The following is a 21,598-nucleotide window of genomic DNA, read 5'->3' as shown; positions in this document are numbered from 1 at the left end:
TGCCTCCAATATCACTAGTTCTTGCTACTATTTTACCAGTTATCACCAAATATTTTTGTCTTAACTGTTATTCGCTAAAAAAGTTGGCACAAAAAATGCGCCAACCTTTTAACTAAAAATATATTAATATTATCGACAAAGACGCCAGATCGACTCAGCAAATATTGCCATGGCGCGCGTTAAATTAGCCACCGGCGTAAATTCATTGGCTTGATGACTGGTAACTTTAACATCGGGGAATTGACCACCAAATGCCACGCCTCGCTTTAATAACCTAGCATACGATCCCCCATTTGAAGTTCTAGGTGGTAAATATTGTCCCGTTTGTTCAGCATAGACATCCGAAAGTGTCTTTACCAACTCATCATCAGCGGCAACCAGATGCGGTGGCATACCAGCTTGAACAACCGTGACATCAGCCATTAGGTCCCCCAAATGTCGTTGTACTTGTGTAACAATCGCTTGGATGTTAACACCTTTGGGATACCGGAAGTTTAGCAGTATCACTCCCTGACCATGATGACTGTATCGCATTACCCCAACATTTAATGTTAAATCACCCATTTCTTTATCATGATAAGCGAGTCCCAAATTTTTTGCATAAATATCCTGATGAACTGTTGTCCCCAAAAAGTTCAAAAAAGCATGAGCATCCCCACCAAATGGATATTGTTGTAAAAATTGGGCTAAATAAGTACCTGCATTTTTGCCATCAGCTGGATATGCACCATGGGCTTGCACACCAAATAATGTTAACCGTACTGTTTCACCAGCCTGCTGCACATTACCCTCTAAGAATGGCAATTGATTTAAGAAATTCGCAAAATCTTCGGCAATCACCATTCCCTGAGGTACATTGATTCTAGCCTTTGCTTCTCCGGGCACAACATTTGCTCGGTTGCCTGACATGAAACGCTCAAGAATATATGGTCCTTCCGAAACACTGGGAAACCGTAGTTGCACAGTCTGAAACGCTTTTTCACCATTAACGACCGGAAAAGCACCATCCGGCGAAAAGCCAAATGTTGGTTCACCTTCTTGCGCAAGATAACGTGGCATATCACGCCACCCATTTTCTTCATCAGTACCAATAATTAATCGAACTTTTCGTTGCAACTTTCGCCCTTGATCAGCAAGCATCTTTAAGGCGTAATAGGCAGACATCAAATCCGCTTTCATATCTGCCGCACCACGCCCAAAATATAAACCATCTAAAATTTCCGGATTAAATGGCTGACGTAACCAGCCATCACCAGCTGGCACAACATCAATGTGCGTTAATATCCCTAATGTTTCTGACGCATCAGCGGGTCCAAATTCAATCCACGTCACCATATTGTCAACTCGTCCATAGCGGAACCCATCTCGATTAGCTAGTTCTTCCATTTTAGATAGTGCCCGAACCATATCAATTCCGAAAGGCGTTTGTGGTGTTTGTGTTTTCGAATCCAAAACTGAAGGGATTCGGATAATTTGATTTAAATCATTAATTAAATCCGTCTCATACTGCTTTGCTTGCATTGTCCACGACATATCACTCGACCTCTAATCAAAATCTAATAAAGCCAGTGTACCGCGTTTTATGAGAAGTGACAATATAGCGCACTACTGTTGTTGTCGCTTATGATGGTAATAGTAGAACACAGGCAATCCAATAAGAACTAAAATAATTGAAATGACTGCCCCTGAAAAATCATTGATAACCGTTGAACCAATCACAAATAGTGCACCAACAATGGCCACTAATGGCGTAATTGGGAATAACGGTGTTTTGAATAGCGTTGCCGGGTCAACACTTTTATCAAGTGTCTTATGCCGTAAAATAAAGACACCAAAGAACGCTGCAGTATAAAAAATCCAAATTGTAAAAATAGCAATATCTGATAAGCGATCAACACCATTCGTGTAAACAATTGCTAAAGCAATCGTCATTAACGCAACCGTTAAAATGGCGTTTGTTGGTTCTTGTGTTTTACGAGTTAGTTTCGATAAATATTTCGGGAACAATCCATCAAGTGACATGGCATAGGCCATTCGCGGAAAGGAAATCATCTTACCATTCAACGTACCTAACATCGAGATAATAATAGCAATACTTAGGGCACGACCACCAAAATCACCAAAGGCTGCTCGAACAACCGCGAATGTCGCATTATTCTGTAATGCCACGATTCGATCAGATGGTAAAGCATGATAAACACCAAATGAAACACCGACATAAGCAACCACAATCAAACTAACACCGCCAACAATTGATCGTGGCAAATCACGACGTGGATTTTTTAATTCACCAGCAATATTTGCCAAGAGGATCCAACCATCATAAGCAAACAAAGTTGCAAGAATCGCCATACCAAAACCGCCACCATGCGAAACAGTGTCTGAAACGGTTTGACCTAGTGCATTAACCTTGCCAAAGAATAAACCATAAATAATTAAAATAGCAATAGGAATTAGTTTAATCGATGTTGTAATGACTTGGAAACTCGCAGCAACACGATTCTCAAAAAGGTTAATACCCGCAATAAAAGCAACATAAATAACGGCGATCCAAGTTGCTGAACTTGTTGGTAGACCAAGAAAGTTAGCTGTCAGAAATGCTGCATAACCTGCAATCGAAGCAATAACGGCCGGAGCATAAATAACCACCTGCATCCAACCAGTTAAAAATCCAGCAACCGGTCCATATAGTGACTCAATATAGCTATATAAGCCACCTGTCTTCGGTAAACGGGCACCAATTTCAGCAATTGTTAATCCGGCAGCTAATGTAATAATACCGCCAGTCAGCCAGGCTAACAGCCCCAATGTTGATGAGCCAGCCGTTTGCAGGACACCAGCTTGTTTAAAGAAGATTCCTGATCCAATGACTGTTCCAATCACCAATGACAACCCAGACCAAATTCCCATCGAGCGTTTTAATTCAACTTTCTGCGGCATAAATATTCTCCTAATTCAAAATTTCAACAAAAAAAGCAGTCATCCAATTTAGTAATTGGTTGACTGCTTCGTATGTTCTCACAGTTTAAGCGTTGTAAAAACGCCCAATCACTAATTGTGTTGAGTTCAAACGATTATTATTATTATTGTTAATAAAATCAAACATTTTATGGACTCTCCTCAATTAATGTACGTTTTTTACTTTCGCTAGATAAATACTAGCATACTTTAAACTGCAAAACAATATCGTTTCTTATTGTTTATTAATTTATGCTTCGTCATACCATGAATAATGGTACATTTCGCCTGCTGGCTTATCAACACGCTCATAAGTATGTGCCCCGAAATAGTCACGCTGTGCCTGAATAAGGTTAGCTGGCAAAACTGGTGAACGATATGAATCATAGTACGCTACTGCAGCTGATAATGATGGTACTGGTACCCCAGCTGCTGTCGCCAGAGCAATCACACGACGAGCAGATGCTTGATATGATTCGGCAATTTGCTTAAAGTAAGGTGCTAATAACAAGTTGTGTAAGTCTGGCTTTTCATCGTAAGCATCGGTGATGCGTTGCAAGAACTGTGCACGAATGATTGCTCCTGCACGCCATAACTGTGCTAATTCGCCAAATGGCAGTGACCAATCGTAATGATCTGATGCCATGCGTAATTGGTCAAATCCCTGTGCATATGACATGACCTTACCAAAATAAAGTGCCTGACGAATGTCCTCAACAGTAGCCGCAACATCACCATCAAAGTCATAATCTGGACCAACTAGGACATCAGCTGCTGCTAAACGATCTGTCTTTAATGCTGAAATATAACGAGCATAGACGGATTCTGTAATCAAAGACTGTGGCGCACCAACTTCCAAAGCTGATTGTGATGACCACTTACCAGTTCCCTTATTGCCTGCACGATCTAAAATCATATCAACCATTGGCTTACCTGAACCGAGATCATCATCACGCGTCAAAATATCCGCAGTAATTTCAATAAGATATGAGTCTAGCTCGCCCTTATTCCAGTCTGCAAATGTCTTAGCCAATCCATCTTTGTCTAACTTTAGCACACGCTTTAAAATGTCATATGATTCAGCAATTAGTTGCATATCACCATACTCGATACCATTGTGTACCATTTTTACGTAGTGACCGGCACCATTTGGCCCAATGTAGGTTACGGTTGGCTTGCCATCTTCTGGGGCCTTGGCGGCAATTTCTTTCAAAATCGGTTCTACCAAATCGTAAGCCTCACGTTGACCACCAGGCATCATTGATGGTCCCTGTAAAGCACCTAGCTCACCACCAGAAACACCCATACCAATGAAATTAATGCCTGACTTTTCTAATTTATTAGAACGACGAATGGTATCCTCAAAGAAAGTATTACCACCATCGATTAAAATATCACCCTTATCTAGATAGGGTAACAGTTCTTCGATGACCGCATCGGTTCCGGCACCAGCCTTTACCATCAATAAAATCCGTCGTGGTTTTTGGATAGAAGCCACAAATTCCTCAATTGAATAACTTGGCACAAATCCTGAATCAGGATGTTTCTCAACCAAATCATCTGTACGTCCGGATGTTCGATTATACAAAGCCACCTTATAACCTCGTGAAGCCACATTTAAAGCTAAATTACGGCCCATAACGGCTAAGCCAACGACACCAAACTCTGCTGTTGTCATATTAATATTCCCCCTATAAATTGACAAAAAACATTCTGTAGCTATCAGTGTACCCTGAAAATCTTAAAAAAGCATTACCTTAATTCACTGACTTTTTATCATGTTGATAGCTTGTTAACACTTGCATTTTTACTTTATCGGGAACTAGAGTTGTTAAAAAGCGTGCCATCGGTGTTATATCATGACGATTTTTGAAAGCCAGTGATTCAATTGCAACTAACATCACAATTAAATTATTTTCGGTGAGAAATAACTGCCCCGGAGCTCCCAATTTGCCTTTTGTATGTTTACCAATCCGCCAGCTATGAAATGCATTGGCATCAAGTTGGCTTTCTTTGGGTTCATATTGACCACTATTATTTTGAACCATGACGATCCCAATTAATTCTGCTGTTGGATACTTACTTGCCATATCACACGCCACCTCATTTACTTATCAATTGCTTTCATTATAACAACCCATGAGAAATTCTACATAAAAAAAGACTAACGTATATCTACGCTAGTCTTCTTAAACGCGTTCCAAAAGGCTTAAGACTTTTGGAACGCTCTCATTTCATAACTAAATAATGCCAAATTACTTTGATTCTAATTCAGCTTTACCTTTAGCCCATTGTTGAATGTTAACAATTTCAGCACTACGAACTTTCTTTGAGTAGTCGTGTGAAACTGGACGACGACGGGCCCATGAATTATATGGTGATCTAACTGCCATAATTATTTCCTCCATTTTTGTTATCGATAACTTTTCAAGTATACCGATATTTATACTATTCGTCAACCATCATTATTTATAGGTCAAGAAATTTGATTTTAAAAATCATTACTCTTATAATTAGTAAGTAATAATTGAAAAGAGGATTTAACATGGCTAAATTAACAGAAGAAATGAAACAAATGCTTAGCGAACAGTTACCTTTCTTAGCTACCGCCGATGAAAACGGGATGCCTAAAGTCGGCCCAAAGGGATCCCTCCATGTTTTGGATGATTCTCATTTAGCCTATTTTGAGCACACATTCCGTCATGCTTTCCATAACTTAACTGTTAATGGTCGTGCAGCCGTTGCTGTTGCTGATCGTCCAGCACAAAAAGGATTCCGATTTGAAGGACCGGTTCATATTCATCAAGATGATGCCTTGGCTAAGGAGAATATTCCCGCTAGTCTTTATGAACGTTTCCCTCGCGCTGCATATGTCATCATCGATATTGAAAGCATTTTTAAATTAGATAACACCCTAGAGGCCGGCACACAGATTTCTTAAAATTAATATTGACTAATAAAAGATTGGAACAAAAGAAAATGTTCCAATCTTTTTTTGCTAAAATTGTATTAATTATTTCGTTATACTTATTATAATTAACTATACATATATTCTAGTGAGAAAGTAGATTCTATGATAAAAGAGCAAAAATTATTTTCTAAATTCACAGTGTACCAAGTTGGTGAAATGACACCTGAAGATCGAGCCATGCTAGTTGATAAGCATGGCATCCCTAACGAATTAATCGACTATGCCATCGATCCTTATGAAAGTGCCAGAATGGAATATGATGATATCAATCGATACAATTTAATGATATTTGATATTGTGACACCTACGTCAAACCGAGCAACCACTGAACCAATTAGTTTTTTATACACAATCGACCAATCTGTTCTTTATTTATTCACACGTAAAGAGACCAACTATGCCACCAATCACTTAATGAAATTAGCTGAAACACAGCTTGCACAACCAATTGATGTTATCTTAGGTCTCACAGAATCATTGTCTAGTGAATTTATGAAGTCAATTTTGACCATCAATCGTAAACGATTATCTATTCAAAGTACGATTAAATCAACCAAGCCAACCCAACCAGCAATTAATCAACTCATGTCGCTACAGACTGATTTAATTTATCTTATCAATTCATTACAAACAGATCATGCCTTATTAAACGCACTGCAAATACATGATCGTCAACATTTAAACACAAAACAACTTGAACGTATCGATGATGTTGCAGTTGAACTGCAGCAAGCTTTAGATACCGGAAAATTGTCTCAAGAGGTAACGAGTAGTGTCGCGAACGCATTTGATAACGTTGCAAATGCGAACTTAAATTGGACCATGAAATTATTAACGGTTTCCTCAATCGTTTTAACGATGCCCACCATTGTTTCCGGCTTCTTTGGTCAAAACGTTGCTTTACCTTTCACGCATGCTGCTGGTGGTTGGCTTTATACCGTTATTATTACAATCATTTTGATGGTAATCATTACAATGATTCTTTGGCATTTTGGCTTTTTTAAAAAATAAGTACACAATCTACTCAAACAGTATTTCATTACAGCAAGGTCATCAATTCACCGACTTTAAATCGGTAGATTGATGACTTTTTGAGTCTACAACAGTTACGCCCAAACCATTTTTTAATTTAAAATCGCATTTTGTACGACACCTTCATTAGAAATGGCAGCTACACTAACCATCCAAGCATGTGGATCTTTTTCCTGGATATTTTTCATCAAACTATGCATTAGACCAACCGGAATTTGATGAATTAACACATACTCACCAACTTTACGCATATCATAATTACTAAACAACCACTGAAAATTAATCGTTGATCTAAGCAAATAGTCACCCTTACTCAGGTTGGCCTGAAGCGTTAAACGACGTTCAAAACCACGTTCTAAATGATCTCGATGCTGCATAATATCCAAAACATCTTGAATAATAGCATTTGCAGTTGGTAACTGGCCTGCCCCCTGACCAATGAACCTTAATTCACCAACCGTTTGGCCATGCAAGGAAATTAAATTATAATTTTCATGCGTATTAGCTTCAAAAGTATAACTTGGATACAAGGTTGGCTCGACTACATAATCAAAAGCAGTCCCTATTTGATGACTCTTACCCATTAACTTCACTGTGTATCCCTGACGAGCAAATGTACTAATATCCGCCGCCGTAATATTTCGAATCCCAAACACAGGCAAATCCTGACGTGGTGACACAAAACAATCATAAGCAATATCACAACTTATACATAGTTTATTAGCGATGTCCCACCCATCAATATCCGCACTAGGGTCAGCTTCAGCATAACCAAGCTCTTGCGCTTGTCCAAGTACATCATCAAATGTAGCTCCACTTTGCTTCATTCGGTCAAGAATAAAATTACTCGTTCCGTTGAAGATACCTTGGATACGATCAACATCATCGACACGCGCAGCACGCTCTATTTCTGAAATCCAAGGCGTACCACCACCCACACTTGATTCAAAATAAAAATGCACCTGATTTTCAGTAGCAACTTTAGTGAACTCCTCCAAATAGCAGGCAATCACAGCTTTATTAGCAGTAATGACATGTTTATGGTGTTGCAACGCAGATAAAATGTACTGATGCGCAGGTTCTAGACCACCTAAGACTTCAACTACCACCTCAATCTCTGGGTCATTAACAATTTCATCAAAACTCGCAGTTGTTTCCGCCAACTGATCTTTTTTATTTTCTCTGACAAAAACATATTTCACATGAAGATTTTCGGTTAGATGATATACCTTTTTAATAATATTAAATACACCTGTTCCAACTGTACCAAATCCTAAAATTGCAATATTCAAACTAACCCACCTCCAAGAATTTGTTTATTTTAAGTAAACACTTGTCTTTTAATGGTGAACATATTATCATGATAGGTACAAAAAGGCAAGGAGAGAAATCAAATGAAAAAAAGATTTGTTAGTACTAGAGGCCATCAGCAACCAGTTTCAGTTAAAACTGCTGTAAAGCAAGGACTTGCTGATGATTATGGACTATTCGTGGATCCAAAACTTGGCCAGAAAAAAATAAACCTTTCTAAGTTATTGTTGCTAGATTATCGAGACCTTGCTAAGGAAATACTACAACTACTACTACCAGACTTCACCACAACGGAACTTATTCTAGCCATTAAAAACGCCTACAATCAAAAGTTCGATACTGCCAAAATTACACCACTTCATACAATTAACGATTGGCATATTTTAGAACTTTGGCATGGACCAACCAGCGCATTTAAAGATATTGGGCTGCAACTTTTACCTCATTTGATGAAGTTTTCCTTAGGAGACAATGAACACAGTCTCGTGTTAACCGCCACAAGTGGTGACACGGGCAAGGCTGCCCTAGAAGGTTTTAAAAATACTGATAATATTGGCATTGCGGTTTTTTATCCTAATGGGGGCGTTAGCGCTATCCAAGAAAAACAAATGTTAACAACCACTGGTACAAACACAAAGGTTGCCGCTATCACTGGTAACTTTGATGATGCCCAACGTCAGGTCAAAGCTATTTTTAGCAACACATCATTTAAAGAAAGTTTAGATAGTAACCTGCACCTCTCTAGCGCAAATTCAATCAATATTGGACGCTTAGCACCCCAAGTTGTCTACTATTTTTCTGCCTATCAGCAACTAGTCACCCAAGGGCATATTACGCTAGGTGACTCGGTCAATTTTACGGTTCCTACTGGAAATTTTGGTGATGTTTTGGCTGGCTACTACGCAAAGTTATTAGGGTTACCTATTAAAAAATTAATTGTCGCTTCTAATGCGAATAATGTTTTGACAGATTTTTTTGAAACTGGAATTTATGACCGGCAGCGACCATTTTTACATACTGTCGCACCTAGTATGGATATTCAAGTATCTAGTAATTTAGAACGTCTACTGTATTACAAATCAGGACTTGATAGTACCTACATTAGCCAGCTAATGACTCAACTAGAAACAACAGGACGCTACCAAATTTCGGATGAGCTTTTACAAAACTTACAAAATGATTTCTACTGTGGATTCAGTAGTGATAACGATATCCAAACAGCAATCAAAAATGTTTATGAAGAACAAGGCTATTTAATGGACCCTCATACAGCTGCTGGTTATCATGTGATGCGCAAATATCAGCAACAAGATCAGACACCGATGGTCTTATTATCAACGGCAAGTCCGTATAAATTTATCGAAACGACTGCGCCAGCGGTTCTACCAGATATTGAAGGTATAACCGACAGTTTCGAACTCGTGCAACGACTTGCCGAATATACAAACACACCAATTCCCCAAAATATTGCACAATTACATGATTTACCAATACGTTACAAAAATATTGTCTCATCAGAAAAAATGCAAGCTTATGTTAAACAACAAGCGGAGGTAATTTTTCATGTTTAAAATCAAAGTACCTGCTACTAGCGCAAACCTTGGTGTTGGTTTTGACTGTATGGGATTAGCAATTTCTTTATATTCAGAATTTTATTTTGAAGAAAGTAACAAACCTCTAGAAATCAGCGGCTGTGAAGTTGAATATCAAAATGAAAACAATCTAGTCTATCAAGCATTTCTTAAAGGTTGTGAATTTCTTCAAGAACCATTCCCTAATCTAAAAATAACCATTGCTAGTCAAGTACCAGTTGCTCGTGGATTAGGTAGTTCTGCTGTTTGTATTGTTGCTGGACTTAAAGCAGCAAGTATTTGGTTTGACGATGCTATCTCAACAGAACAACTATTAAAATTAGCCATTGAAATGGAAGGTCACCCAGATAACGTGACACCCTCAGTCTATGGTGGGCTCTGTATGTCATTTTTGGATGATTATGGCGAACCTGTCATTAGCCAATATGAGGTCTCTGATGAACTACAATTTATCGCTTTCGTACCAAACTATCCTATTAGTACACATGAAGCACGTTCAGTTTTACCAAAAACAATGAGCTACGCAACCGCAATTCATCAGATCAGTCGTTGTGCAATGATGACCAAAGCATTAGAAATCGGCGATGCGAACTTATTGCAACAAACGTGTCATGACCTCATTCATGAGCCTTATCGAGCAAAACTAATTCCTGAATATGAACAAGCCAAGCAGCTAACCGAAAGTAACTATGGTACGATGTATATTAGTGGCAGCGGATCAACGTTGATGGCCATTATGCCAAATAAACAATCCGCAAACACACTGGTAGCCAAAGCCCAAAAAACATTCCCACAATGGCAAATTTTACCAGTGAAAATTGATAAAAGTGGACTACAAAGTGAGGTAACATCCCGTGGAGAAGTATTATATCGTTGACAGTTCAATCTTGCCAGATTCTTTTGGCAAAGTCATTGAGGCACGCCAATTATTAGAAAAAGGGGTTGTCACACAAGTCAGTGAAGCGGTAAAAAAAGTCAGCATCAGTCGAGGAACATTTTACAAATATAAGGATTTAGTATTTTTACCTGATGAAAATATTGGCCATCGTAAAGCTGTTATCTCGTTCTTACTTGAAGACAAAAGTGGTTTATTGGCACAAGTGTTACAACTAACTTCTGAATCTGGCGCTAGTATACTAACAATCAATCAAAATATGCCCATCCACAATGTTGCCAGCATTGTTATTTCACTAGATATTAGTCAAATGACAAAAACTTTGACCTTCTTAATGCAGAAAATCCAAACAATATCTGGAGCAAGTAATGTCCATTTAATCGCTATAGAATAGCGAAACACAAAAGCCGTCATCATCCAAAAATCGGACGATGACGGCTTTTTAATTACTATAATGCTAATTCTCAATTAACCGCGTGCTAAAATCTTTTTCAAGAAATGATAGATAGCATACTTAGGACCATTAATTGGGCGAACGAATGTACCGACCTTTTCTTCTGCATGACCTGCAAACCCTCGCTTGAAGCCTAAGACACCATCAGAACCATCGAACACACCTGAAATACCATAAAAATTATAATGTGGAATTTGGCGTTTTAGTGCTTGTTCAAAGGCATACTCTTGCACTGCGTATGGTCCATAAAAATTCTTGTATTCATCATACGTACCTGAGTACAAATAAATCATTTCATTAGCAGTCGCTAAGAACAAAGCACCCGCAATGGTTACCACATCTTTACCTGCCTGTTCATGCGCCATTTTTGCCTGCGTGATACGCTTTTCATGTTGCTTATGCTGATCTGCATATTCTGCACGTTGACGCTTTAATTTTTTATAGTTAGGTTTCTCAGCAATTCGTGCATCAAGATTAGCCACAACTTCAGCTAAGTGATCACGTGCCTGCTGCTGTCCCTTAATATACGCAGGAAAATTCATTTCTGCAAATACAAAATAGGCATCATCACCATATTCATCAAAAACAGTTTGATAAAAATCTAAATCTTTATCATGATAATTTAGCCGATTAGCTGTATCTTGCGTCAATGCTTTGAAGTCAAGTAAATCAGCTTTTTCTAGGCGACGAACTTTGATGCCAAATTGATCGGTTTTCTTTAAGTAGTACTTGCCATCTTTACCAAAAGATGCCCGTAAAGCTTTTGTCGTATCTTGAGCGTCTAGGATTGGTTGTAATGACTTAACATATTGCCATGATGGTGAAGAATTTGTTGTCCACCCTTTGGTAGCAGGCGTATGCTCAAAACCAATTCTTGTTAAGGCATCGATCACTGTACTTTCTGTATCCCCAATTTGCTGGCCTTCATCGTCAAAACGTCGGTAAATCGCATTTGGCATTATCCGCAAAAATAAACCACGGTGCTCTTTCGCAAATGCCATCACGCCATCCACAAACGCCGCCACCAAATCTTGATCACTAAAATCAATTAGCATGCCACCATCAATTTGGAACATGTTTCCCATTCGAACAGGTATCCATGCTAACACAGCAGCTGCAACCACTTGATTTTCTTCAACTAAACCGACCAAACTTGTTTGCCAGCCACGACGAGCCAATAAACGCGATTGTGCTGCTGTTTGCAGATAACTACCAGCAGGGTGTGTTTGTGCAAATGACTCAAATTGTTCTGTTGTTAATTCTTTAAATGAACGTGTCATAGTTAACCCATTTCCTTATCTTCTTATCTATTACTTTGAATTATACGCTATCCAACTTAAATTTTGAAAAAGTACTGAATAATATAGTTTTCCACATTTAAAAATATCAGAATGACTTATAAAACAATCTCTATCATGCGATTTTTCCGTCTTTTGTAAAAAAATGCTGTTTATTTTATGTTAAATTAGACCGTACCAGTGGAAAAAGCCACAGTATTTCCACCTTTTTCCACCATTTATCCACAGAAATTCAGGGTTTTGCACAGACTTATCCACATTCTTAATTTAAAAAAAGTTGAGCTCAATCATTGAGTTCAACTTTATCCTAATCATTATATTACTTTAAATGTAATTTATGCGCTAGCCAGGTCGCACGTGGACCTAATACGGCTTCTCCAACATGTGTTTTAAGTACTGCAATGCCATAAATCGCCGCACCAACACCACCAGAAATAGCTAAATTCAGTAACTGCCATAACTTAGTATCTGGCGTAAACAATCCGATTGTATATGAAATTGGCGCAACCACAGCATACATCAATAAGCTCCAGAATAAAATAATTACAAAGGTGTCATTAAATGATGCCCAGTCAATATGATACAAACTTGCTAAGTGACGAATAGCAACGATCATACCCAATAAGAAAGCAATCGTCGTTGATACCAATGGTCCCATCCCCTGTAACCAAATTGTTAATGGTACTTGCAAAACAATCTTAACTGCAAATATAAAAATCAGCAATCTCACTGTGTAACGCAACCGACCCAATCCTTGATAAATGGCTAATACGACCATATACAAACTCAGGAAAATTGCTGAATAACTAGCAAACTGCAAAATCAAGGTACCATTCGTCAAATCTGATGTGCGATAGAACAACACATACAGTGGGCGCGCAATCGCAACCATTCCCAAAACTGCAGGCACCATAACAAACGCTAACAACTTTAATGCGAATTGAATTTGCCGACCAATATTTTCACGGTCACCTATTTCCCTTGCTCGAGCTAACATTGGCAAAGCCGTTTCCGCCATACCAACCGCTAATGAGACAACCAACATCACTAACTTATTAGAATTAAAGGCGAATTGCGCATACATTGCTTGCATTGCGCCGTTAGAAATATCCGTAAAGGCCCGTATAATTCTAAAGAATGTGTACTGATCAAACACTTGCACTAGTGAAATGGCAGATCCCGCAAAAATAACTGGTACAGACTGACGAGCCATTTTCATCAAGACAGCTCGTGCATCAAAATGACGTGTTCTAACAGCATGTTTACGTTGTTCTGCAAAGAAACGACGTCGCATGACAATGCCTAATAACAGCACTAGGATACCGGCTAATGCACCCCAAAATGCTGCAAACGTTGACTGAACAGTTGCATCTATCCAATTTCCATGGTGTCCAATCATAATCCAATAGGTCATTGCTAACATATAGATAACACGCACTAATTGTTCAACAAACTGCGACCAAGCTGATAGACCCATAAATTCAAATCCCTGTACGTAGCCTCGTAACATAGATAGAATTGGAATAATTACCACGGCCGCAGACAACGCATGAATCACGCGTACGACATTTGGATCACCTTGAGACAAAAGGCCTGCCAATAAATAGAGAATGGCACCGACACCAATTCCTAGAATCACCCCCAAATTAATGGCTTGTCTAAAGACATGTCGGACAGCATCATATTGCTTGGAGGCACTATACTCTGCCACTAAACGAGCTAAGACATTTGGTAGTCCAGCTGTTGATATTAACAAAGCAACACTGTATATTTGATAACCTTGTGAGAACAACGAATTGGCAAGATTATAATAAACATTACCAATCATCGCAATCCACGGAATAATGTACAATGCACCCAACAACCTCGATGCAAGATTACCAATAGTCATCCAAGCTGAACCGCGAAGCATACGAGACTTAGCAGCCATCTCCGTTTCTTCAGTTTCAATATCCGCTGTTGGCTCTTCGCTCTCAACCAGTTCTTGCGCAGGAATAGCAGTTGGTGTTTGTGCTGTATTAGTAGCATCTACAACTGTAGGTGTTACCATATTCGTTTTTTCTATGACCGTGTCTGGCACTTCATGTACCTTAAATGTCGAAACACCATTTGGTCGAACCTTCACCTCTGTCACTTTCTGATCAGAGAGAACGTTATCTTCCGTGATACTATCCTCAGAGGATGTTTTATCATGGCGTTCTTCAAAAATTTCATCAATTTTTTTACCATTCAGTAATTGATTTAATTCTTCGAAACTAATATCACGCCGAAATGGCGACGTTGACGAGCCATTTTGTGATTGGTGTGATTTATCGTCAGCCATGCTACTTCCCCTTCCTAATAATTCGATGACGCTACACAGACTCGAACTGTGATCTAAGACTTAGGAGGTCCTTGTTCTATCCTGTTGAACTATAGCGCCAATGACAACCTAATACATTATTATACACAAGAAAACCCATTGTTTGTAGATGTTTTTCACACACCATCTACAAATAATGGGTCAACTGTTAATTTATTAGCGCTGCCCACTGTTTTAAGATTGGCGCTATCGCAAAACTTTGTGCTCGTTCTAATGATTTTGTTGCTAAGGTTTCACGCATTTCAATACTTTGAATGACTGGTTCTAAGCGATACCACAATGAATCAACATCTTGTTTTGCTAGTTCACCATAGATGCCACCATCTAAAATTTCCACAGCTCCCGTATTGTCCGTTGAAACAATCGGTAGCCCGAAAGACATCGCTTCTACCAAAACTAATGGCAAACCTTCCCATCGTGATGTGGCTAAGAAAATAGATGCCTCACGATAATGATCCGACAGTGCTTCATCACGTAAACCACCACGATAAACAATCTTATCTGCAACATCGTTAACTTTAATCAACCGTTTAAACGCTGCCATATCCTTAGGCAATCCTTCACCAGCAATGGCGATATGCCAATCATCAGGTAACCGTTTCGCTAAATGTAGCAAGATATCAATTCCCTTATGTTGAATCGCGATGCGCCCAGTAAAAGCAATCACCTTTTTCGTTAGATTTGCACGTCCTTGAATTGGCATCGTCACCGGATTCCAAATTTTTAGTGCTTTATCGGTCACCGTTTGAAAACCTTGTAGATCAGACTCAGTCAAAGCAACAACGGCATCTGCAGCCTTAATACCTGCAACAAATTCCGGCCGCATCTCTCGATAATACTGGTTAAAATAAGTTTGAATGTTATTATGCATCCACGCAATCATTTTGACTCTTGGCGCACGTTCCTTTAAATAAGGAATAAAACTTGCTAAAATACCCGCATTTAAAATCAGCACATCAATATCATGTTGTAAGATAACATCCGCTAAGTCTGACATTTGTTGCGCATATTTTTCCAAAGGCTTAGCACCATTTTCTGGCATAACTGGATGCACAGCCGGAATTAACTCTCCTTTGAGATCATAGTAACTTGGTACATCCGCCAATTGATAAAATGCAACATCAGCAAAATCTGAAATTGCATTACCAACAACAGTTGCTGCACGCTTCAAGCCACCCATACTCAAATTTTCGACAGTCATTAACACTTTTTTTGTCATGCTAATTCTCCCTTCAGTTTTTTGAGAACATAAATAAGACCGCCAATCTATCAAATTAAAATGATTAGATCAGCGGCCTTATTTGTATACAATAGACACTTATGTTTCAACTGACTACCATATGCTCAGACTAAAACGTACCTATAGTATCGCTTATTCTAATTTAACGGATTAATTTTCTTTGCTTGTTTTTATACCACAAAGTTAACTAACTTACCAGGTACAACAATAACCTTTTTAGGCTCTGAGCCGTCTAGTTGCTTTTGCACATTTTCATTTTGCATTGCTGCAGCAGTAATTGCATCACGATCAGCATCAGCGGCAACAGTCACATGACCACGTAACTTACCATTCACTTGGAGAATAAGTTCAATTTCATCAGCAACTAGTGCTGACTCATCATAAGTTGGCCACTCTGCATAGGCAACTGATTCATCCGCATGCAAGAAGCTCCACAATTCTTCTGTCATATGAGGTGCAATTGGGTTAAGTAATTTAATAAATCCTTCGACATATTGCACTGACAAACTATCTTGCTTATAGGCTTCATTGACGAAAATCATCATTTGAGAAATTGCTGTATTAAAGCGCAAGTTCTCATAATCTTCAGTGACCTTCTTAACAGTTTCGTTATAGATTTTATCTAGCTTATGATCGTTAATGGTTGTAATGTGATCACGTAGTTTATCATCATCATCAATGAACAAGCGCCAAACACGTTCTAGCCAACGACGTGACCCAGCCAGACCTTCTTCAGACCAGGCAATTGATTGATCCAAAGGCCCCATAAACATTTCATACAAACGCAATGTATCGGCACCATACTCTTCAACCACATCATCTGGATTAACAACGTTTCCCTTTGACTTTGACATCTTTTCATGGTTTTCACCAAGAATCATCCCTTGATTAGCCAATCTTTGGAAAGGTTCTTTCGTGTGCACAACACCAAGGTCATACAATACTTTGTGCCAGAAACGTGCATACAACAAATGTAGCACTGCATGTTCTGCACCACCGATGTACAAGTCAACATTCCGCCAGTATGCTTCAGCTTCTGGAGAAACAATTTCTTGATCATTATGTGGATCCATGTAACGTAGGTAGTACCATGATGACCCAGCCCACTGTGGCATCGTGTTAGTCTCACGCTTACCTTTACGACCATTTTCATCAACAACATTGACCCAATCATCAACATTGACCAACGGTGACTCACCTGTACCAGAAGGCATGATGTTATCAACTTCTGGTAAACGTAATGGTAATTCTGATTCAGGAACTAGTGTTTGCTCACCATCTTCCCAATGAATGACTGGAATAGGTTCACCCCAATAACGTTGACGTGAGAAAATCCAATCCCGCAAACGATAGTTAACCTTCTTATGACCAGCATGGTGTTCTTCAAGCCAATCGATCATCTTCGTAATAGCTTCTTCTTTACCCAAGCCATCTAGGAAATCAGAATTGATATGCTTACCATCGCCAGTATAAGCTTCTTTAGTAACATCTCCACCTTCAATAACTGGACGAATTGGTAGGTCATACTTCGTAGCAAAATCATAGTCACGAGTATCATGTGCAGCAACCGCCATAATGGCACCTGTTCCATATGAAGCCAAGACATAATCACCAATCCAGATAGGCAGTGCCTCACCATTGACCGGATTGATTGCATAGGCACCAGTGAATACACCAGCCTTGTCTTTATTCAAATCTGTACGTTCCAAATCTGACTTAGAAGCAATTTCCTTCTTAAAGGCATCAACAGCAGCTTTTTGATCTGCACTGACAATCTTATCAACTAATTTGTGCTCAGGAGCCAATACAAGATACGTTGCACCAAACAAAGTGTCCGCACGTGTTGTAAAAACTTCTATCTCATCATCAAAATCTTGAACTTTAAACTTGGCTGATGCACCAATTGAACGTCCGATCCAATGACGTTGTTGTTCCTTAATCGCCTCTGGCCAGTCCAAATCATCCAAATCATCAATTAAACGATCTGCATAAGCCGTAATCTTCAATGCCCATTGGCGCATTGGCACACGATATACTGGATAACCGCCACGCTCAGTCTTACCATCAATGATTTCCTCATTAGCAACAACGGTACCACCATTGTAGTCTGGTGCCCAGTTAACCATGATTTCATCTTCATAAGCTAAACCTTTTTTGTACAATTGTTCGAAAATCCACTGGGTCCATTTATAGTATTTTGGATCAGTTGTATTAACTTCACGTGACCAATCGTAAGACAAGCCAAGTGACTTCATTTGATGACGGAATGTCTTAACATTCTTGGCCGTCACTGTCTTTGGATCTTCACCAGTTTTAATGGCATATTCCTCAGTTGGCAAACCAAAAGCATCAAATCCCATCGGATGTAAGACATTGTAGCCCTGCATACGTTTCATACGTGACACAATGTCTGTTGCAGTATAACCTTCTGGATGACCAACGTGTAGCCCTTGACCAGATGGAAACGGAAACATGTCCATTGCAAAAAACTTTTCTTTATCAGAGACATTTGATGTTTTAAATGTCTGATGTTCATCCCAAAAATGTTGCCATTTTTTCTCTACTAATTTGTGTTGATATGCCATGATTGATAACCTCACTTTAATAGTCTTACTTTATCAAAAAAAGACCGAGCTTTCAATATTCAGCAAGGATTAAGACCATCAATTATTATTCATATTTTCGGAACATTTTGTGCTAAACTAATTAAATGAGAAAGAATTAAGAAGGAGGAATTCAAATGAGACATCTCAGAAAATTTGATTATCTACAATTAGCTATAGCTTTTACTGGGTTAATCATTTTTATTGTCCTGGCTATTGGCTATGTAAACGACTATGGTTATATTCACTGGCTAGATCAATTTGGATTCCGTTACCTTCGTGAACCATTAACACCAGAAAGATCTTGGTTTTTTCGGAATATCACCCGTGCTGGCAATACAAAGTGGACAGCTTTAGTGATGGTGGTAACGACAATTATTGCTTTGTTAATTCGAAAAGTAGATGTCGCTGTGTTTATGGTGGTTAATGTTGGCGTCTTTGGCTTAGGTGTGATGTCACTATTTAAACATATTTTTCACCGACCACGTCCGGCAATTTATCATGTGATTGAACAATCAGGTTACTCGTTTCCGTCGGGTCATGCACTAAACGCCATTCTTTTATATGGTTCTTTAATCGTTTTAGTCCACTACTATCTAAAATCTGAAGACAACCTACGCTATGCCTTTATGACATTATTATCTGGACTAGTCATTGCCATCCCCGTTAGTCGCGTCTACTTGGGTGTCCACTATTTTTCAGATGTTCTGGCAGGTTTTGGTCTAGGAACTTTCTTATTAATCATGTCAAAAGAAGTAATTTTTAAATATCGTACACGAGAGGTTTTCGAAAATGCGCTCAATCCAAAATCTAGTTCAAATATCACTCAATGAATATCTCACTCCTGGTGATTTAGCCATCGATGCAACAATTCGTCATGGTGACATTACACGATTCTTAGCTAGTCGCATTGGAGATACTGGCAAAGTACTAGCTTTTTCAGATGCAAAAGCTGAAATTGATGATGTGGCAGCTTCTTTATTTTTGAGTGGTTTAAACGAACGTGTTGATTTAATCAGCAAAAACTTTGCCAATATTCCCACCTACCTAGATCCAACACGCCCTGTTGGTGCAGCTATTTTTCAATTAGATGAAAAAATGCCAACTACTGATGTTGAAGCAGTTGTTAAATCACTACTAATGGTCCTAAAAACAGATGGACTATTATGTCTACTTAGTGAAGATGATACGTTATTATCTCCAATCAAAAATTACCTAGCAAAATTACCAGAAAATTCTTATAGCGTTGCCTATTACCAAGATGTTTTAGCACAAAATAGCGCCTTGATCGTACAACGCCATTAAAAATACATCAATTAATATACTTTTAACACAAAAAGGTTGGAACACAAGAAAATGTTCCAACCTTTTCTGCTAAAAGTAGCTTAATTATAAGTGTATCAATTTAGTTTGATAGCATAAACGCGTTCCAACAGTATGTAGTCTCAATGTAACGCAATTTATCGCGCGCTCTCTTTTAATTATTCGGTTCAAAAACGGTCACAACTTCAACATGGGCAGTTTGTGGGAATTGATCCAATGGTTGAACATCCCCTTTAATATGAAAGCCTTGTTCAATTAAGTACTTCGCATCTCTTGCCATTGTTGCTGGATTGCATGACACATAAACAAAACGATCTGGTCGCATTTCAGTTACTGCATCGAGTAATTCATTGGTCAACCCTCGACGAGGTGGATCAACAAAAATAACATTAGCATGTAACCCTTCCTGCTGCCATCGATGCATCTGTGCTGGCGCATCTGCGGTAATAAACGTGGCATTTTTTACTTGATTATTCATCACATTTTTCTGCGCATCAATCACCGCACGTTCAATTACCTCAACCCCTAACACCTGCTTTACTTGACTAGCAACTGTTAACCCAATCGTTCCTATACCTGAATAAGCATCAATGACTGTATCCGTTGACTTTAGTTCTGCTTTTCTAGCAGCTAAGGCATACAGCACTTCTGTTGTTTGTGGATTTACTTGATAAAACGAGTTTGGCCCAATTTCAAATTCAATGCCAAGCAAGGTATCATGAATAGCATCTGACCCCCATAATGTCCGATTATCACCAGACATTAACAAATGCAAGGCTCTTGGATTGTGATTCAAAACAACGCTACGAATTCCCGGCACAATTGCTGCAATTTCGTTTGCGATAGCCATTTCATCTTTAATAGTTGCCGTTTGCGCGACTAAAACAACCATTAATTCATGACTATAATAACCACGGCGCACCATGATGTAGCGCATTTCACCCTGCTGTGTCTCATCGCTAAATACGGAAATATGGTGTGCATTTAAAATGTCGCGAACTGTTCCAATTGTTTGATCAATAACAGGATCATTAACATAGTAATCACTTAAAGGAAGAATTTCTCCTGGTGTTCGTCGTTTAATGAACCCTGTCACTAGCTTATCGCCATCACGTTTGATGGGTACCACAGTTTTATTGCGGTAATGCGTTGGATTCTCCATACCTATTGTTGGTGCAATATTTGCATCAATACCCGCTGCTGCATAAAATTTTTCCACTTGGAATTGCTTTAACTTTAGTTGTGCTTCATAACGTAAGTTAATGTATGGCGCAATTCCGACATCTAGTAGATAATCCTTACCAGCTTCCAAACGGTCTGGTGATGGGTCTACGACATCAATCACCTCTGCACGGGCAAACTTTCGATTAACTTGTGTTATTTCAAAAGTGACTGTCTCATCAGGAAAAGCATTTGCCATGTGAATCGCATAATCATCCAACATCACAACACCAAAACCATTATAGAGAACATCGATTACCTGACCCGTCAGTTTTTGTCCCAAACGAACAGGCATGATTGTATGACTCATATTATTTCTCTCATTATCTTTAGCATTC

At 38.9% G+C, this 21,598-nt stretch carries 18 protein-coding genes and 1 tRNA gene; 7 read left to right on the top strand and 12 right to left on the bottom strand.

Annotated elements, in window-relative coordinates; genetic code table 11:
* Positions 1-129: 129 nt before the first annotated feature.
* The 5 genes from pepV to ACQ4QH_RS01270 all read right to left on the bottom strand — a co-directional run bounded on the left by pepV (position 130) and on the right by ACQ4QH_RS01270 (position 5,351).
* Positions 130-1,533 carry a dipeptidase PepV gene (gene pepV, locus ACQ4QH_RS01290; RefSeq protein WP_439818995.1) on the bottom strand — a complete coding sequence of 468 codons (1,404 nt, stop codon included), beginning with the start codon at positions 1,531-1,533 and terminating at the stop codon, positions 130-132.
* Positions 1,534-1,605: 72 nt separating this feature from the next.
* Positions 1,606-2,940 (bottom strand): APC family permease, encoded by a 1,335-nt coding sequence (locus tag ACQ4QH_RS01285; protein ID WP_439818994.1) that lies wholly within the window; start codon positions 2,938-2,940, stop codon positions 1,606-1,608.
* Positions 2,941-3,208: 268 nt separating this feature from the next.
* Positions 3,209-4,636: an NADP-dependent phosphogluconate dehydrogenase gene (gene gndA / locus ACQ4QH_RS01280; protein WP_439818993.1), complete on the bottom strand. Its 1,428-nt coding sequence runs from the start codon at positions 4,634-4,636 to the stop codon at positions 3,209-3,211.
* Positions 4,637-4,715: 79 nt separating this feature from the next.
* On the bottom strand, positions 4,716-5,048 hold the full coding sequence (locus ACQ4QH_RS01275; protein WP_439818992.1) for a DUF7671 family protein: 333 nt from the start codon (positions 5,046-5,048) through the stop codon (positions 4,716-4,718).
* A gap of 165 nt (positions 5,049-5,213) precedes the next feature.
* Complete coding sequence (locus tag ACQ4QH_RS01270) at positions 5,214-5,351, bottom strand: hypothetical protein (protein ID WP_439818991.1); 138 nt, start codon at positions 5,349-5,351, stop codon at positions 5,214-5,216.
* Positions 5,352-5,503: 152 nt separating this feature from the next.
* On the opposite strand from ACQ4QH_RS01270, the gene ACQ4QH_RS01265 reads away from it, so the two are divergent.
* Both ACQ4QH_RS01265 and ACQ4QH_RS01260 read left to right on the top strand, forming a co-directional pair.
* Positions 5,504-5,899: a pyridoxamine 5'-phosphate oxidase family protein gene (locus ACQ4QH_RS01265; RefSeq protein ID WP_439818990.1), complete on the top strand. Its 396-nt coding sequence runs from the start codon at positions 5,504-5,506 to the stop codon at positions 5,897-5,899.
* Positions 5,900-6,031: 132 nt separating this feature from the next.
* On the top strand, positions 6,032-6,940 hold the full coding sequence (locus tag ACQ4QH_RS01260) for a magnesium transporter CorA family protein (RefSeq protein ID WP_439818989.1): 909 nt from the start codon (positions 6,032-6,034) through the stop codon (positions 6,938-6,940).
* Positions 6,941-7,053: 113 nt separating this feature from the next.
* Here ACQ4QH_RS01260 and ACQ4QH_RS01255 read toward each other — a convergent pair whose 3' ends face one another.
* Entirely contained in the window at positions 7,054-8,253 is a 1,200-nt protein-coding gene (locus ACQ4QH_RS01255) for a homoserine dehydrogenase (RefSeq protein ID WP_439818988.1), read from the bottom strand.
* 102 nt (positions 8,254-8,355) lie between these two features.
* Here ACQ4QH_RS01255 and thrC point away from each other — a divergent pair, with 102 nt between their 5' ends.
* The 3 genes from thrC to ACQ4QH_RS01240 are packed head-to-tail and all read left to right on the top strand — an operon-like array spanning position 8,356 to position 11,153.
* Positions 8,356-9,843, top strand: a complete 1,488-nt coding sequence (thrC, locus tag ACQ4QH_RS01250; RefSeq protein WP_439818987.1) for a threonine synthase — start codon at positions 8,356-8,358, stop codon at positions 9,841-9,843.
* A complete protein-coding gene (thrB, locus tag ACQ4QH_RS01245) occupies positions 9,836-10,741 on the top strand; it encodes a homoserine kinase (RefSeq protein ID WP_439818986.1) in 906 nt (301 codons plus the stop codon). The genes thrC and thrB overlap by 8 nt, the downstream gene beginning before the upstream one ends.
* Entirely contained in the window at positions 10,719-11,153 is a 435-nt protein-coding gene (locus ACQ4QH_RS01240; protein ID WP_439818985.1) for an ACT domain-containing protein, read from the top strand. The genes thrB and ACQ4QH_RS01240 overlap by 23 nt, the downstream gene beginning before the upstream one ends.
* A gap of 74 nt (positions 11,154-11,227) precedes the next feature.
* Here ACQ4QH_RS01240 and ACQ4QH_RS01235 read toward each other — a convergent pair whose 3' ends face one another.
* The 5 genes from ACQ4QH_RS01235 to leuS all read right to left on the bottom strand — a co-directional run bounded on the left by ACQ4QH_RS01235 (position 11,228) and on the right by leuS (position 18,698).
* The gene (locus tag ACQ4QH_RS01235; RefSeq protein WP_439818984.1) at positions 11,228-12,493 is read right to left on the bottom strand and encodes an aminoacyltransferase; all 1,266 of its coding nucleotides are present in this window, start codon (positions 12,491-12,493) and stop codon (positions 11,228-11,230) included.
* A gap of 337 nt (positions 12,494-12,830) precedes the next feature.
* A complete protein-coding gene (locus ACQ4QH_RS01230; protein WP_439818983.1) occupies positions 12,831-14,834 on the bottom strand; it encodes a putative polysaccharide biosynthesis protein in 2,004 nt (667 codons plus the stop codon).
* A 26-nt stretch (positions 14,835-14,860) separates the two neighbouring features.
* A tRNA-Arg gene (locus ACQ4QH_RS01225) sits at positions 14,861-14,933 on the bottom strand.
* Positions 14,934-15,021: 88 nt separating this feature from the next.
* Positions 15,022-16,092, bottom strand: coding sequence for a glycosyltransferase (locus tag ACQ4QH_RS01220; protein WP_439818982.1), 1,071 nt, complete (start codon positions 16,090-16,092; stop codon positions 15,022-15,024).
* Positions 16,093-16,283: 191 nt separating this feature from the next.
* Positions 16,284-18,698, bottom strand: coding sequence for a leucine--tRNA ligase (gene leuS, locus ACQ4QH_RS01215; RefSeq protein WP_439818981.1), 2,415 nt, complete (start codon positions 18,696-18,698; stop codon positions 16,284-16,286).
* 155 nt (positions 18,699-18,853) lie between these two features.
* Here leuS and ACQ4QH_RS01210 point away from each other — a divergent pair, with 155 nt between their 5' ends.
* Together ACQ4QH_RS01210 and ACQ4QH_RS01205 are read left to right on the top strand one after the other, a co-directional pair.
* Positions 18,854-19,549, top strand: coding sequence for a phosphatase PAP2 family protein (locus ACQ4QH_RS01210; RefSeq protein ID WP_439818980.1), 696 nt, complete (start codon positions 18,854-18,856; stop codon positions 19,547-19,549).
* Positions 19,509-20,021 (top strand): rRNA methyltransferase, encoded by a 513-nt coding sequence (locus ACQ4QH_RS01205; protein WP_439818979.1) that lies wholly within the window; start codon positions 19,509-19,511, stop codon positions 20,019-20,021. Before ACQ4QH_RS01210 ends, ACQ4QH_RS01205 begins: the two co-directional genes overlap by 41 nt.
* Before the next feature lie 172 nt (positions 20,022-20,193).
* Here the strand turns inward: ACQ4QH_RS01205 and rlmD are convergent, their stop codons facing one another.
* On the bottom strand, positions 20,194-21,570 hold the full coding sequence (gene rlmD, locus ACQ4QH_RS01200; protein ID WP_439818978.1) for a 23S rRNA (uracil(1939)-C(5))-methyltransferase RlmD: 1,377 nt from the start codon (positions 21,568-21,570) through the stop codon (positions 20,194-20,196).
* Positions 21,571-21,598: the final 28 nt, after the last annotated feature.

Origin of the sequence: Weissella paramesenteroides, assembly GCF_051903945.1 — a bacterium.
Lineage (GTDB): Bacteria > Bacillota > Bacilli > Lactobacillales > Lactobacillaceae > Weissella > Weissella paramesenteroides_A.
Note: the sequence above shows the minus strand (reverse complement) of the source record. Positions and strands in the feature narration are given on the sequence as shown.

Excerpts from the sequence above, each read along its gene's own strand:
- pepV (WP_439818995.1), bottom strand. The coding sequence starts at position 1,533 with ATGTCGTGGACAATGCAAGCAAAGCAGTATGAGACGGATTTAATTAAT.
- ACQ4QH_RS01285 (WP_439818994.1), bottom strand. The coding sequence starts at position 2,940 with ATGCCGCAGAAAGTTGAATTAAAACGCTCGATGGGAATTTGGTCTGGG.
- gndA (WP_439818993.1), bottom strand. The coding sequence starts at position 4,636 with ATGACAACAGCAGAGTTTGGTGTCGTTGGCTTAGCCGTTATGGGCCGT.
- ACQ4QH_RS01275 (WP_439818992.1), bottom strand. The coding sequence starts at position 5,048 with ATGGCAAGTAAGTATCCAACAGCAGAATTAATTGGGATCGTCATGGTT.
- ACQ4QH_RS01270 (WP_439818991.1), bottom strand. The coding sequence starts at position 5,351 with ATGGCAGTTAGATCACCATATAATTCATGGGCCCGTCGTCGTCCAGTT.
- ACQ4QH_RS01265 (WP_439818990.1), top strand. The coding sequence starts at position 5,504 with ATGGCTAAATTAACAGAAGAAATGAAACAAATGCTTAGCGAACAGTTA.
- ACQ4QH_RS01260 (WP_439818989.1), top strand. The coding sequence starts at position 6,032 with ATGATAAAAGAGCAAAAATTATTTTCTAAATTCACAGTGTACCAAGTT.
- thrC (WP_439818987.1), top strand. The coding sequence starts at position 8,356 with ATGAAAAAAAGATTTGTTAGTACTAGAGGCCATCAGCAACCAGTTTCA.
- thrB (WP_439818986.1), top strand. The coding sequence starts at position 9,836 with ATGTTTAAAATCAAAGTACCTGCTACTAGCGCAAACCTTGGTGTTGGT.
- ACQ4QH_RS01235 (WP_439818984.1), bottom strand. The coding sequence starts at position 12,493 with ATGACACGTTCATTTAAAGAATTAACAACAGAACAATTTGAGTCATTT.
- ACQ4QH_RS01230 (WP_439818983.1), bottom strand. The coding sequence starts at position 14,834 with ATGGCTGACGATAAATCACACCAATCACAAAATGGCTCGTCAACGTCG.
- ACQ4QH_RS01220 (WP_439818982.1), bottom strand. The coding sequence starts at position 16,092 with ATGACAAAAAAAGTGTTAATGACTGTCGAAAATTTGAGTATGGGTGGC.
- leuS (WP_439818981.1), bottom strand. The coding sequence starts at position 18,698 with ATGGCATATCAACACAAATTAGTAGAGAAAAAATGGCAACATTTTTGG.
- ACQ4QH_RS01210 (WP_439818980.1), top strand. The coding sequence starts at position 18,854 with ATGAGACATCTCAGAAAATTTGATTATCTACAATTAGCTATAGCTTTT.
- ACQ4QH_RS01205 (WP_439818979.1), top strand. The coding sequence starts at position 19,509 with ATGCGCTCAATCCAAAATCTAGTTCAAATATCACTCAATGAATATCTC.
- rlmD (WP_439818978.1), bottom strand. The coding sequence starts at position 21,570 with ATGAGTCATACAATCATGCCTGTTCGTTTGGGACAAAAACTGACGGGT.